Below are 12,541 nucleotides of genomic sequence, written 5' to 3'. Positions count from 1 at the left end.
TGGCCAGAGCTCTAGCTCAAGCTTAAAGAGGCCTCAACAAGCCACATAGGCCTCCACCTGATCGCTCACTCGGCGCAGACCGGCCAGACCATCGCGCTCCAGGTTGCGAACCCGATCGCGGCTCATGCCCAGAATCCGGCCAATACCGGTGAGGCTCATCGGGTCTTCGCCATCCATGCCGTAACGCATCCGCAGCACCTGCTCCTGGAGATGGGGGAGTTGACCCAACAGGCTACGTAGATCTCCCTTCATGCAGTCTTCCTCCACCTGATCGCTGGGAAGATCTCCATCACCAGCCAGAAGCTCGAGCAGCTCGGTGTCGTCACCATCTCCAACCTTCATTTCAAGGCTAACCGGCTGGCGGGCGCGGCACATCAGATCTTTGACGTCATCCTCAGGCAGTTCAACGAATTCAGCCAGTTCCGAAACCGTGGGCGTGCGACCCAGCTCCTGGCTGAGCTCCCTCTGGCCCTTTTTCAGCTTGTTCAACATCTCGGTGATGTGAATGGGCAGCCGGATGGTGCGGCTCTTCTCAGCAATCGCCCGAGTGATGCCCTGACGAATCCACCAGTAGGCGTAGGTGGAAAATTTGTAGCCACGGGTGGGGTCAAATTTCTCCACACCACGCACCAATCCGATGGTGCCCTCCTGGATCAGATCCAGAAGCTCCATGTTCCGCTTGGTGTACTTCTTGGCGACGCTCACCACCAAACGGAGGTTGGCCGCGACCATCCGCTCTTTGGCACGTCGACCGTGCTGAAGCTTGCGCTTGAGCTGAAGGGACGTGAGACCGGATGCCTTGGCCAACATGTCGGCAGAGGGCTTATCGCCGTCACGGCTTTCCAGTTCGGACTGGAGGGCCTCAAGATCCATCAGATCCTGAACCTGGCGTCCAAGGGTGATCTCTTGCTCGTGGGTGAGCAGGGGAACCCTGCCAATGTCACGCAGATAGGAGCGAACCAGATCAACGTCCACACTGACGCTGCGGGCAGCAGAAGCAGGTTTTGAAGCAGTTGCGGCAGCACGAGCCATGACGCTTCTTTTAGTTATGTAAAGAGTACTCCTAAGAAACGTAAACGAGCTCTCAGGAAAGCCAGGCTGGGGCGATTTGGGTAGAAATACCTGTGGCCGTGAGCTGCTGCGGCAGGTGCACCAGCAGCCATTCGGCTGTCTTGAGATAGATCAGGGTGCCGGCCACGTCCGTGCAGGTGGTGATGAACGGGGTAGACATCAGCGCCGGATCCAACCCCATCCGATCGAACAGCAGCGGAAAGGCCGCGCCAGCGGTGGCCGCCAGGGTGGTGATCGCCAGCAGGCTCATCCCCACCGACAACCCCACCAGGGGGCTTTCACCCCGCCACCAGGCGAAGGGCACCACCAGGATCATCATCAGGATTCCCAGCAACGCTCCGGCCATCGCCTCACGACCCACCGCCTTCAACGGTCCAAGGGCGCTGATGCTCTGAGTGCTCAGGCCACGGATCACCACGGTGGAACTCTGGGCCCCCACGTTCCCCCCTGTTCCGCCCAGCAGGGGAATGAAAGCCGCCAGCAGCACCACCTTCTGGAGCACCTCCTCATTGGCGGCGATCACCTCGGACGTGAAGAAGCTGGCCACCACCAACACCGCGAGCCACACCACCCGGCGGCGGGCCACGGTGAACAGATTGCTGCTGAAGTAGTCGTCCTCGTCGCCAGCCTGTACAGCGCCGGCGGCGTACAGATCGCGGGTGGCCTCCTGCTCGATCACGTCGATGACGTCGTCGACGGTGACGATCCCCACCAGCCGTTGCTCCAGGTCCACCACGGGCACCGCCAGGAAGTCGTAACGCTGGATCGTGCGGGCCACCTTCTCCTGATCGGTGTCGGTGCGAACGCTGAGCACCTCCTCCGTCATCACATCGCGGATCAGGGTGTGGGGATCAGCGGTCACCAGATCCCGCAGGGACAGGATGCCAGTGAGCCGCCGTTCGGTGTCGGTGACGTACAGGGAATAGATGGTTTCGGTGTCGCGGGCGCGCCGACGCACGATGTCGAGGGCCTCAAGGGCGGTCTGGTTTTCCTTCAGGGCGATGTACTCAGTCGTCATCAGACGACCGGCGGTTTCGGCCTCGTAGCCGAGCAGCTCCGCGGTGACCTTGCGCTCCTCCGGGCTGAGCTGGTCCAGCAGCTGACGCACCACCTTCGCCGGCAGCTCCTCGAACAGCCGCGCCCGGTCGTCGGGCGACATCTCTTCCATCACCTCCTGCATCTCGCCAGAGCGCAGCAGGCTCAGCAGGTTCTGCTGGGTGACGGTGTCGAGGTACTCGTAAACACTGATGGCCTCGTCCTTGCTGAGCAGACGAAAGGCAATGGCCTGGAGGTTCTGAGGAAGATTGCCGATCGCTTCGGCCACGTCCACCGGCTGCACCGGCTCCAGCAGCAGCTTCACCGCGTCGTAATTGCCGACGCTGAGCATCGCCTCGAGCTGCCGGGTCACCACCTCCGCCAGCAGGTGATGTTCCACGGTGACGCCCGCTGTAGTCAGCCCGGTTCCCTCAGTCATCGCTCACCAGCCGGCGACCAAGTGTATGGCCGTTACAGCCGGTTAACCTCGCGGCAACTTCCCTTGTTCAGCCATGGCGATCAGCGTCAGCACCGTGACCGTCAACACCCCCGACGGCAGCAGCAAATCCCTGGGTGACTACGCCGGCAAGGTGCTCCTGATCGTGAATGTGGCCAGCCGCTGCGGCTTCACCAAGCAGTACGCCGGCCTGCAGGCCCTCAACGCGGCCTACGCCGACAAGGGCCTGGCGGTGCTGGGTTTCCCCTGCAACGACTTCGGTGGTCAGGAGCCCGGCACCCTCGACGAGATCAAGAGCTTCTGCTCCACCACCTACGGCGCCGACTTTGAGCTGTTCGAGAAGGTGCACGCCATGGGCAGCACCTCCGAGCCCTACACGACTCTCAACCAGATGGAGCCCGCCGGTGATGTGGCCTGGAACTTCGAGAAGTTCCTCGTGGGCAAGGACGGCACCGTGATCGCCCGCTTCAAGAGCGGTGTGGACCCTGAGGAACTGAAGTCGCCGATCGAAGCGGCCCTGGCGGCCTGAAGCGACGCCCCAGGCAGAACCCCAGGGCAGCTCCCCCGAGTCCAAGACCCAGGGTGAGGCCGAGCAGAGCGACCGCCTCACCCCAGTTCCCTGCCATAAAGTCTTTAGCCACCGCCAAGGTCCAACTGCTGAAGGTGGTGAGGGAGCCGCAGAAACCGATGCCCAGCAGCAACTGACGCCTTGGCGCGGCGGGAAGGCCGGCCAGTAATCCCAGCAAGGCAGCCCCCAGAACGTTCACCAGCAGGTTCTGATCCCCCAGATGCAGGGCCACCTGCCAGCGCAGCAAGGCTCCGGGCACAGCCCCGACAGCCACCAGCAGCAGTTCATTGAGTTCGCTGCGAAGCGTGGAGGACTGTTCAGCCATAGGCCCCCAGGCCGAAGCCAGCTGCAGCGGCCAGCACCCCAGCCAGGATGGAGATCAGGGCCAGAACGGCAGCAGCCAGGACGTGACCAGCCCGCAACTCGTTCAGCAACTCGACCGCAAAGGTGGAAAAGGTGCTGAGGCTGCCGAAGAAACCCACCCCTATCAATAGGGCGACACCACGGCTGGCCGTACAACTCTCCTGAAGTGCCAGGACGAGTCCGAGGGCAAACGAAGCGATCACATTCACCAGAAAGGTGCCCCAGTGCTTCTTGGGCACCATCGGCTCAAAGTGGTTCACGGCCTTCAGGCGCAGCCAGGCTCCGGGGATCGCCCCCAGACCCACCAGCAACACTTCAGGCGCGGATCCAGCCACGGCGCTGCTCACCAGCCAGGGTCTGCACCTGCAGCCAGTCGCGGCCTTCGGAGCCGGACCAACGCCGCAGCAGACGCAACGAGGTGCCCACCGGCAAGGTGTGCAGTCGTGGCGCCACCGCCAGGGGACTCACCTGCAACGGCGACTCGGCATTGAGATGCAACGGACCACTGCCGCTGCGTCGGCGCAGCTGGGGCTGACGGTTATCGCCACCACCGGCCGGCAGAGCCGCAGGAGCCATCAACGCCACCCCAAGCAGCCAGCTCCAGCGCAAAACAGCACCCATCAGATGTCCAGGGCGGCCATATCCAGCTCGGCGCTGTGGGTTTCGATGAATTCCCGACGGGGCGCCACCTTGTCCCCCATCAGGATCGTAAAAATACGGTCGGCTTCGAGAGCATCTTCAATCTCCACCCGTTTCATCGTTCGGGTGGTGGGGTCCATTGTGGTTTCCCACAATTGCTTCGGCATCATTTCGCCGAGACCCTTGAAGCGTTGAATCGTGTAATTGGCTTTCTCACCAAAACCCTCAAGGGTTTTCTGTAAATCCCCTTCGTTGTAGCAATAGGTGTGATTCTTCCCGCGCTCCACTTTGTACAGCGGCGGACAGGCGATGTAGATGTATCCGCCTTCCACCAACGCCTTCTGATAGCGGTAGAAGAAGGTGAGCAGCAAGGTACGAATGTGAGCGCCATCAACATCGGCATCGGTCATGATCACCACGCGGTGGTAGCGCAGATTTTTCAGTTCAAAGTCTTCACCTTTGATGCCCAATCCAAGAGCTGTGATCAGCGCCTGAATCTCCGTGTTCTTGTAAATCTTGGCATCATCCGTCTTCTCAATGTTGAGAATTTTTCCGCGCAGGGGAAGAATCGCCTGGAAACGGCGATCTCGCCCCTGCTTGGCCGAACCTCCGGCGGAATCACCCTCAACGATATAAATCTCGGATTCACCGGGATCCCTTGAGCTGCAATCCGCCAACTTGCCGGGCAGGGTTGAACTCTCGAGAACGCTCTTGCGCCTCACCAGCTCGCGGGCCCGTCGGGCAGCCTCGGCTGCATTGAAGGCCTGAATCGCCTTCTCCAGGATCAACCCGATCACCGAAGGGTTGAACTCAAGGAACTGGCTGAGTCCTTCACCAACAAGATTGTCGACGATGCCCCGAACTTCGGTGTTGCCAAGTTTGGTTTTGGTCTGGCCTTCAAATTCCGGATCCGGCACCTTCACCGAAAGCACGGCGGTGAGTCCTTCCCGGATGTTTTCACCCGCCAGATTGGAATCCGATTCCTTGCGCTTGCCCAGTTTCTTGGCGAAGGCATTAAGGGTGCGGGTCAGAACCGTTTTCAGGCCCTCGATGTGGGTGCCGCCATCCACGGTGCGGATGTTGTTGGCAAAGCCAAGGATGCTGTCGGAGTAGGCATCGGAACACCACTGCAACGCCGCCTCCACCTGCACACCATCCTTCTCGGAATTCACATAGATGATGTCGGGATGGAGAGCATCCTTTTCCTTGTTCATGTAGGCGACATATTCCTTGATGCCGCCCTCATAGAAATAAATGTCCTCATGGGCCTCGCCAGCCGCGTTACGGGCTGAGTCCCGTTCATCGCGGAAGACGATCCGCACACCACCATTGAGGTAGGCCAGTTCGCGCAAGCGCGCCGAAAGGGTGGCGTAATCGAAGACAATGCCGCCGGTGAAGATCTCAGTGTCCGGCTTGAAGCACACCGTGGTGCCGGTCTGACCGGCCTCTTCAGCGGGCTGAGGCTCAGAGGCGAGGCTGCCGATCGCAGCACCACGCTCAAAACGTTGCTGATGGACCTGCCCCTGACGGCGCACCGTCACCTGCACCCATTCGCTCAGTGCGTTCACCACCGACACACCAACGCCGTGGAGACCGCCGGACACCTTGTAACCACCAGAACCGAACTTGCCGCCGGCGTGAAGCACGGTGAGCACCGTCTCCAGGGCGCTCTTGCCCGTGCGGGGGTGAATGTCCGTGGGAATGCCGCGACCGTTGTCGCTGATGGAGGCGGAGCCGTCCTCCCCGAGGATCACCACGATCCGGTCGCAGTGGCCCGCCAGGGCCTCGTCCACGGCGTTGTCCACCACCTCGTACACAAGGTGGTGCAGACCTCTCGGCCCGGTGGAGCCGATGTACATGCCAGGGCGCTTGCGGACGGGCTCCAGCCCCTCCAGCACTTGAATCTGCTCAGCGCCGTAGGCGTTCTGGACCTTGGAAGCGTCGCTCATGCAGAAATAACAAAGCCTGGAAACCGGGTTCTGGGCAGCCGCAACGGCTCTGAACCTTGACCTGGCAATCTCAATCTACCACCGGCTGTCTATAGAGGCATCCAGAGGCCTCTCAAGCGCCGTTCCATCCTGGGGTGCACCCCCGCTCGATTGTTGACGCAGCCGGACCCCTTGGTAATCACGTTGCTGGGACCCACCGCCAGCGGCAAAACAGCCCTCTCCCTGGAGATTGCCGAACGGCTGAACCTGCCGGTGATCAACGTGGACTCCCGGCAGCTGTACCGGGAGATGACCGTGGGCACCGCCAAACCGACGGCGCAGCAGCAAGCCAGGGTCCCGCATCACCTCCTGGATCTGCGCAACCCCGATCAACCGATCACGCTGCAGGAATTTCAGGCGGAGGCCGAACCCTGCATCGCCCATGAGCTGGAGCAGCGCGGCGTGGCCCTGCTGGTGGGAGGCAGCGGGTTGTATCTGAAGGCACTCACCAGCGGCCTCAAACCACCGGCGGTGCCACCGCAGGCGCAGCTGCGGGAGCAACTGAGCCATCTCGGTCAAGCGATCTGCCACCCACTGCTGCAGCAAGCCGATCCGACAGCCGGCGCCAGGATCGCCCCCGCTGATGCCGTTCGCACCCAACGGGCCCTGGAGGTGCTGTACGCCACCGGTCGGCCCATGAGCAGCCAGGCCACGGTCGCCCCACCGCCGTGGCGGGTGCTTGAACTGGGGCTGGATCCGGCCAACCTGCGCCAGCGCATCCAACAGCGCACCGACCAGCTTTATGCCGATGGGCTGGTGGAGGAGACCCGGCAGCTGGCGGAGCGCTACGGCGCTGATCTGCCGCTGCTGCAGACCATCGGTTACAGCGAAGCCCTGCAGCTGATCCAGGGGACGATGAGCCCTGTGAAGGCGAACCGGATCACCACCCAGCGCACCCGTCAGTTCGCCAAGCGACAGCGCACGTGGTTCCGCCGCCAGCACCAACCCCACTGGCTGGAGACCACAACAGAACTTGATCAGGCGATGACGCTGATCAAGCAGCATCTAAGGTGAAGAATGCAGACGTTGTGATCTTCGTGTTGTCTGCACCTGTACCTGTCTCCGCCTGAATGCCCCCACGCCCCCGTTTTGACCGTCGTGCTCCTGTTCGGGAGCTGCCCAACATCAACGACCGGATCAGCTACCCCCAATTGCGGGTGGTCGACTCAGACGGCAGCCAACTCGGGGTGATCAGCAGGGAAGAAGCCCTGGAGGTGGCCAAAGATCGTGAACTGGATCTGGTGCTGGTGAGCGAGAAGGCCGATCCACCGGTGTGTCGAATCATGGATTACGGCAAGTTCAAATTCGAGCAGGAAAAGAAAGCCAAGGAAGCCAAGAAGAAGTCCCATCAAACCGAAGTCAAGGAGGTCAAGATGCGCTACAAGATCGATCAGCACGATTACGACGTGCGGATCGGTCAGGCAGTGCGCTTTCTCAAGGCCGGCGACAAGGTGAAGTGCACCGTGATCTTCCGCGGCCGGGAGATTCAGCACACCGCCCTGGCAGAAACCCTGCTGCGGCGCATGGCCAAGGACCTGGAGGAAAAGGCTGAGATCCAGCAGGCTCCGAAACGGGAGGGCCGCAACATGATCATGTTCCTCACGCCGCGCAAGACGCCCCTGGTGAAGAAGGAGGAGAAGGAGGCCGCTCCGACCAAGGCGGTGCGCACCATCCCGGCACCACCACGGTCCACGGCCGCCAAGGTGGCCGCGCCGCAGGCCTAATGCGGGAGGATCCCAGGCCTTGAGGCCTGTGCGCTGCGATGAACGCTGACGCGACGCGATCGCCATCCCCCCTGCCGCTGACACTGGTGATGGTTCGCAACGGCTTCCAGGTGGATCCCAACCAACCCCTGGGACGCCAGTCGGCCGGAGCGTCGTTCCTCGAGGCTTACCTCCACTACTCCGGCAACAGCACCCACAGCCTTGTGGTTCCCCATCAGGCGGATGGAGAGTGGTTCCATGGGGCAGCCCGAGCCGTCCAGGCTGACGCCCGCACAGAAGCGGTTGGCCTGAATCGGTGGGGTGACGCCGCCAGCAGCACCGGGGCCATCCATGTGCCAGATCCGGGCATCAACCACTGGGCCTGGAAACGGATGCCCTGGGGGGATGGGGCTTACTCGATCATCGGCATCGTCCACACCCTGTGCAGCTACAGCGTTCAGAACGCGCTGGGGCAGTACAGCAGCGCACCGGTGCGGCCCTGGGATGCCTTGATCTGCACCTCCCAAGCCGCCCGCCAGGTAGTGGAGGGGTTCCTGAATCGCCAAGAGGACTGGCTGCGCCGCCGCAACGAGGCCTGCCGCTTCGAGCGGCCTCAACTTCCGGTGATCCCGCTGGGGATCCACCCCGAAGGCTGGGCGCCGCCGGTGAGCAAGGCAGACGCCTGCCGCGAGGCCCGTGCCCGCCTCGGTATTCGCCCGGAGGCCCAGGTGGTGCTGCTGGCAGGCCGCCTGGACCTGCTGACCAAATTCCAGCCTGCACCCTTGATCCATAGCCTGGCAGAGCTGCAGCAGACGCAGCACCCAGATCTAGAGCTGCTGGTGTACGGCGAAGCCCCCAGCGCCGAGATGCTGGAGCTGTGGAAAAAGGCCACCCGACAACTTGCCCCATCCTTGACGGTGCACTGGGTGCCGGGCCGGGCCATGGAGCTGGCCAGACCGGTGCGCTGGGCCGCCGACGTCTTCGTCAGCTTGTCGGACAACCCCCAGGAAACCTTCGGCATCACACCGCTGGAGGCCATGGCTGCGGAACTGCCCTGCCTGGTGAGTGACTGGGACGGCTACCGGGAGAGCGTGGTGCAACCCGGGGAAGCGGGCGCGGCCACCGGCCTGCGGGTGACCACCCGGCTGGTGGCTGGGCTAGGGGCCGCGGAAGCCCAGCAGATGCTCCACGAAACAGCGGACTACAGCCAGGCGATTGGCCGTGTGGCCCAGGGCATTGCCGTTGACCTGGAGCAGTTCAAACAGCACCTCTCCACCCTGCTGCAAGCACCGGACCTGCGCGCCGCCATGGGGGCCGCAGGGCGACGGCGGGTGGAAACGCACTACAACTGGCGCAGCGTGATTGAACAGTGGCGCGCCCTCGTGGCGGATCTGACGGCACGGCGCCAGCAGGCGATTGCAGCGGGCCTGCCAACCCCACCACAACTGCCACCCTGGATGCCCGACACCAGCACGGGTTTCGGCTGTTTCGCCAGCGAAGTGCTGCCCGCCAGCTGGAGCCCCAGCCCACCGGCGTCCGGGCTGGAACAGCAGCGGCTCAGCAACCGCTTCCAGTCCTGGGATAAGGATTTGCTGCGGCGCATCGATGCCCGCCGGCGCGGCTGGTGGCTAAAGCAGGGGCTGATCAAGCCTTGAGCGCGGCCAACAGCAGCTGCCAGCCCCGGGCCGTTGCTGCAGCCTGAAAGTTGCTGCGGGCCTCACACATGGAGCCATGGTCAGCTCCGGCCAGCTCCTCATAGCGAAACTTCTCACCACTGGGATCCTGGGCCGCCAAGGCCCGCTGAATCGAAGCGCGGTCTGGCTCTGGGATCCAAGGATCGGTCGTGCCGCAGAGGCAGGTCAAGCTCCCAGTGACCTCAGGCAGCACGATATATGCACGATTTGAAACAGATAACTTATTGATATCGTGCTGAGTTTCCGATGGTGCGGACCACCAGCAGCGCAAGGCCAGCGGCCCGTTGGCCACGGACACCCAGCCAGCACGGGTTGAGTCGGAAATTGTCACAGGTCCACAGGACACACCCCCAATTGTCACCACGGGAATCGCTCCTTATGGTGGCCGCATTCCCACCTGGCCCACCGGCGTGCGATTCCACATCCAGCAGGAAAGCGACATCCCGGCGTCGACCCAGCTGTACAACCAGATCTGCTTCGCGATTGCGGCACGGCACTACCCCCCCGGCCACCGCTTGCCGAGCACCCGGCAGCTGGCGATGCAGACCGGTCTGCACCGCAACACGATCAGCAAGGTGTACCGGCAGCTCGAGACCGACGGCGTGGTGGAAGCCATGGCCGGCTCCGGCATTTACGTGCGCGATCAGCAGAAGCCAAGGGAAATCAAGACACCACCCCATATCCGCAACAGGGGCGTCACCGATCTCGACCGGGAGGTGCGCAAGTGCGTGGACGGCCTGCTCAATGCCGGCTGCACCCTGCAGCAGACCCGTGAACTGCTGACCCGTGAGATCGACTGGCGGCTGCGTTGCGGCGCCAGGGTGCTGGTGAGCACCCCCCGTGAGGACATCGGCGCCTCGATGCTGATCTCCGAGGAACTTGAACCCTGCCTCGATGTGCCGGTGGAGGTGGTGCCGATGGAGGAGCTGGAAAACGTCCTGGAGAGTTCCAGCAACGGCACCGTGGTGACAAGCCGTTACTTCCTCCAGCCTGTAGAGGAGCTGGCGAAGAAACACGGCGTTCGGGCCGTGGCGGTGGACCTCAACGACTTCCGCCACGAGCTGGCGATGCTGAAGGAGCTGCGACAGGGCAGTTGCGTGGGCCTGGTGAGCATCAGCCCCGGCATCCTGCGGGCGGCGGAGGTGATCCTCCACTCCATGCGCGGCAACGAACTGCTGCTGATGACCGCTACGCCGGACGTGGGCAGCCGCTTGCTGGCTCTCTTGAGGGCCTCCAGCCATGTGCTCTGCGACCGCCCCAGCTTGCCGTTGGTGGAGCAAAGCCTGCGGCAAAATCGCTCCCAGCTGATGCGCATGCCGCAGGTGCACTGCGCCGAGAGTTACCTCAGCACCGATACGATCGATCTGCTCCGCAAGGAGATCGGCCTGCAGACCCCAGCGGCCGCCAGCTGAATCAACCCCGATGTTCGATCAGATCCGAGCCGATCTCGCCATCATCCGCGAGCGCGACCCGGCGGCCCGTGGTTGGTTGGAGATTCTGTTCTGCTACCCCGGATTTCAGGCCATCAGCCTGCATCGGCTCAGCCACCGGCTCTGGACTTGCCACCTACCGATGAAACTCGCGGCGCGCTGCCTCAGCCAGATCGGCAGGGCGCTCACCGGCATTGAAATCCACCCTGGCGCCAGGATTGGCCACAGCGTATTCATCGACCATGGCATGGGGGTGGTGATCGGCGAAACCGCTGAAGTGGGGCATCACTGCCTGCTGTATCAGGGCGTCACCCTCGGCGGCACCGGCAAGGACCACGGCAAACGCCATCCCACCCTGGCCGAAAACGTGGTGGTCGGTGCCGGCGCCAAGGTGCTGGGGGCGATCAACGTGGGTGCCAACACCCGCATCGGCGCTGGTTCGGTGGTGGTGCGCGACGTGGAGGCGGACTGCACCGTTGTGGGCATCCCCGGCCGGGTGATTCACCAAAGCGGCGTACGAATCAACCCCCTGGCCCACTCCGCCCTACCGGATGCGGAAGCCAATGTGATCCGCAACCTGATGGAGCGGATCGATGAACTGGAAAGCACGGTGAGCAATCTGCAGCGCTGCCTCAAGGAGGTTGCCGAGGGGCGGCAGCTGCGGGATGTCTGCCGCGGTGAAGCCCAGAGCCTCAAGGACCGGGAGATTCTCGAGTTCCTGGGGGAGAACAGCGGGTGATCGTTGACCACGATCTGAAGCTGGTTGTTCTGCACATTCCCAAGTGTGCCGGCACCGCCCTGCGCAGAGCCTTTCTGGAGGACGGCGCTGATCGGCGGACCGAGAGCTGGTTCGACTTCAGCTACGACCCGGTGCTGAAACGGCAAGTGGACCTGGCCCACCGTCCCTTAATGGACCTACGTCACACCAAACTATGGCGCTGGCTGCGCCGTTACCAGGTCATTGCCTGCATCCGTCATCCCTACGACCGCCTGGCCTCCGCCTGCCGGGAACACCTGCGCCAAAAAAGCCGAGCAACCGAAATGCAGGTCAGCAGCCAGCCACCCACCAATGAACAGCTCCTGCATTACCTGCGGCGGCTTCCGGCTGCAATGGATGCCCACGACCTGCGCTGGGTGCATGGTTTTCCAATCCACTGGTTCACCCACCTCGGCAAACGCCCGATGGTGGATCAGCTGATCCGCTGCGAGCAATTCAGCAGCGATCTCGAAGCGCTGGGGGAAACGCTCTCTCTGCCCAAGAGCCTGCGGAAGCGTCTCCAGGCCGTGGGAGAGGGCGCAGGACGCCGGGAGACAGCGGATCTGACAGCACTCCGCAACCACCCCGATCTTCAGGCCATGGCCAATCTGCTCCACCGGGAAGACTTCCCCTGTTTTCGGTACAAGCAGCAGAAGGCGACGTTCAGCGACCCGGAGCTCAAACAACTGATCAACGCCTGTCTCGCCATTGGCCCCTCCCATGACCTGCCACTGACCAACCTCACACCGGAGATGCACTGGTATTACGGACGTATGAGCCCACGCCCGGAGCTTCAACTCAAGCCCAAACGAACAAAGAGGGCCGCACCATGATGC

At 62.9% G+C, this 12,541-nt stretch carries 14 protein-coding genes; 7 read left to right on the top strand and 7 right to left on the bottom strand.

Translation table 11 applies throughout. From position 1 onward, the window contains the following. Window positions 1–33: 33 nt before the first annotated feature. Complete coding sequence (locus tag SynA1528_RS00565) at window positions 34–1,032, bottom strand: RpoD/SigA family RNA polymerase sigma factor (protein WP_286187847.1); 999 nt, start codon at window positions 1,030–1,032, stop codon at window positions 34–36. 52 nt (window positions 1,033–1,084) lie between these two features. Then, a complete protein-coding gene (gene mgtE / locus SynA1528_RS00560) occupies window positions 1,085–2,545 on the bottom strand; it encodes a magnesium transporter (protein WP_186587223.1) in 1,461 nt (486 codons plus the stop codon). A gap of 73 nt (window positions 2,546–2,618) precedes the next feature. Here mgtE and SynA1528_RS00555 point away from each other — a divergent pair, with 73 nt between their 5' ends. Further along, entirely contained in the window at window positions 2,619–3,092 is a 474-nt protein-coding gene (locus SynA1528_RS00555) for a glutathione peroxidase (protein ID WP_186587222.1), read from the top strand. Here SynA1528_RS00555 and SynA1528_RS00550 read toward each other — a convergent pair. The 4 genes from SynA1528_RS00550 to gyrB are packed head-to-tail and all read right to left on the bottom strand — an operon-like array spanning window position 3,031 to window position 6,082. Then, the gene (locus SynA1528_RS00550; RefSeq protein WP_186587221.1) at window positions 3,031–3,456 is read right to left on the bottom strand and encodes a fluoride efflux transporter FluC; all 426 of its coding nucleotides are present in this window, start codon (window positions 3,454–3,456) and stop codon (window positions 3,031–3,033) included. The two genes, SynA1528_RS00555 and SynA1528_RS00550, sit on opposite strands and share 62 nt — an antisense overlap. Next, window positions 3,449–3,829 (bottom strand): FluC/FEX family fluoride channel, encoded by a 381-nt coding sequence (locus SynA1528_RS00545; RefSeq protein ID WP_186587220.1) that lies wholly within the window; start codon window positions 3,827–3,829, stop codon window positions 3,449–3,451. The genes SynA1528_RS00550 and SynA1528_RS00545 overlap by 8 nt, the downstream gene beginning before the upstream one ends. After that, on the bottom strand, window positions 3,810–4,115 hold the full coding sequence (locus SynA1528_RS00540; protein WP_186587219.1) for an SH3 domain-containing protein: 306 nt from the start codon (window positions 4,113–4,115) through the stop codon (window positions 3,810–3,812). The genes SynA1528_RS00545 and SynA1528_RS00540 overlap by 20 nt, the downstream gene beginning before the upstream one ends. After that, window positions 4,115–6,082 (bottom strand): DNA topoisomerase (ATP-hydrolyzing) subunit B, encoded by a 1,968-nt coding sequence (gene gyrB, locus SynA1528_RS00535; protein ID WP_186587218.1) that lies wholly within the window; start codon window positions 6,080–6,082, stop codon window positions 4,115–4,117. Before gyrB ends, SynA1528_RS00540 begins: the two co-directional genes overlap by 1 nt. Window positions 6,083–6,235: 153 nt before the next feature. Between gyrB and miaA the strand changes: the two genes are divergently transcribed. The 3 genes from miaA to SynA1528_RS00520 are packed head-to-tail and all read left to right on the top strand — an operon-like array spanning window position 6,236 to window position 9,479. After that, on the top strand, window positions 6,236–7,135 hold the full coding sequence (gene miaA / locus SynA1528_RS00530) for a tRNA (adenosine(37)-N6)-dimethylallyltransferase MiaA (protein ID WP_186587217.1): 900 nt from the start codon (window positions 6,236–6,238) through the stop codon (window positions 7,133–7,135). A 56-nt stretch (window positions 7,136–7,191) separates the two neighbouring features. Next, window positions 7,192–7,845, top strand: a complete 654-nt coding sequence (infC, locus tag SynA1528_RS00525) for a translation initiation factor IF-3 (protein WP_186587216.1) — start codon at window positions 7,192–7,194, stop codon at window positions 7,843–7,845. 38 nt (window positions 7,846–7,883) lie between these two features. Beyond that, on the top strand, window positions 7,884–9,479 hold the full coding sequence (locus SynA1528_RS00520) for a glycosyltransferase family 4 protein (RefSeq protein ID WP_186587215.1): 1,596 nt from the start codon (window positions 7,884–7,886) through the stop codon (window positions 9,477–9,479). Here the strand turns inward: SynA1528_RS00520 and SynA1528_RS13170 are convergent. Further along, window positions 9,469–9,687: a dienelactone hydrolase family protein gene (locus SynA1528_RS13170; protein ID WP_286187846.1), complete on the bottom strand. Its 219-nt coding sequence runs from the start codon at window positions 9,685–9,687 to the stop codon at window positions 9,469–9,471. The genes SynA1528_RS00520 and SynA1528_RS13170 overlap by 11 nt on opposite strands. A gap of 241 nt (window positions 9,688–9,928) precedes the next feature. Here SynA1528_RS13170 and SynA1528_RS00510 point away from each other — a divergent pair, with 241 nt between their 5' ends. The 3 genes from SynA1528_RS00510 to SynA1528_RS00500 are packed head-to-tail and all read left to right on the top strand — an operon-like array spanning window position 9,929 to window position 12,538. Further along, a complete protein-coding gene (locus SynA1528_RS00510; protein ID WP_186587213.1) occupies window positions 9,929–10,930 on the top strand; it encodes a GntR family transcriptional regulator in 1,002 nt (333 codons plus the stop codon). Window positions 10,931–10,940: 10 nt separating this feature from the next. Then, window positions 10,941–11,687 (top strand): serine O-acetyltransferase, encoded by a 747-nt coding sequence (gene cysE, locus SynA1528_RS00505; protein WP_186587212.1) that lies wholly within the window; start codon window positions 10,941–10,943, stop codon window positions 11,685–11,687. Beyond that, window positions 11,684–12,538, top strand: coding sequence for a sulfotransferase family 2 domain-containing protein (locus tag SynA1528_RS00500; protein WP_186587211.1), 855 nt, complete (start codon window positions 11,684–11,686; stop codon window positions 12,536–12,538). Before cysE ends, SynA1528_RS00500 begins: the two co-directional genes overlap by 4 nt. Window positions 12,539–12,541 lie beyond the last annotated feature (3 nt).

It is taken from the genome of Synechococcus sp. A15-28 (genome assembly GCF_014280175.1).
Classification (GTDB): domain Bacteria; phylum Cyanobacteriota; class Cyanobacteriia; order PCC-6307; family Cyanobiaceae; genus Parasynechococcus.
This window is presented reverse-complemented; position numbering and strand designations above follow the sequence as displayed.

What these genes read in the sequence shown, in the direction of transcription:
- cysE (WP_186587212.1), top strand. Translation starts at nt 10,941, where the DNA reads ATGTTCGATCAGATCCGAGCCGATCTCGCCATCATCCGCGAGCGCGAC.
- SynA1528_RS00555 (WP_186587222.1), top strand. Translation starts at nt 2,619, where the DNA reads ATGGCGATCAGCGTCAGCACCGTGACCGTCAACACCCCCGACGGCAGC.
- SynA1528_RS00540 (WP_186587219.1), bottom strand. Translation starts at nt 4,115, where the DNA reads ATGGGTGCTGTTTTGCGCTGGAGCTGGCTGCTTGGGGTGGCGTTGATG.
- infC (WP_186587216.1), top strand. Translation starts at nt 7,192, where the DNA reads ATGCCCCCACGCCCCCGTTTTGACCGTCGTGCTCCTGTTCGGGAGCTG.
- gyrB (WP_186587218.1), bottom strand. Translation starts at nt 6,082, where the DNA reads ATGAGCGACGCTTCCAAGGTCCAGAACGCCTACGGCGCTGAGCAGATT.
- SynA1528_RS00565 (WP_286187847.1), bottom strand. Translation starts at nt 1,032, where the DNA reads ATGGCTCGTGCTGCCGCAACTGCTTCAAAACCTGCTTCTGCTGCCCGC.
- SynA1528_RS00550 (WP_186587221.1), bottom strand. Translation starts at nt 3,456, where the DNA reads ATGGCTGAACAGTCCTCCACGCTTCGCAGCGAACTCAATGAACTGCTG.
- mgtE (WP_186587223.1), bottom strand. Translation starts at nt 2,545, where the DNA reads ATGACTGAGGGAACCGGGCTGACTACAGCGGGCGTCACCGTGGAACAT.
- SynA1528_RS00520 (WP_186587215.1), top strand. Translation starts at nt 7,884, where the DNA reads ATGAACGCTGACGCGACGCGATCGCCATCCCCCCTGCCGCTGACACTG.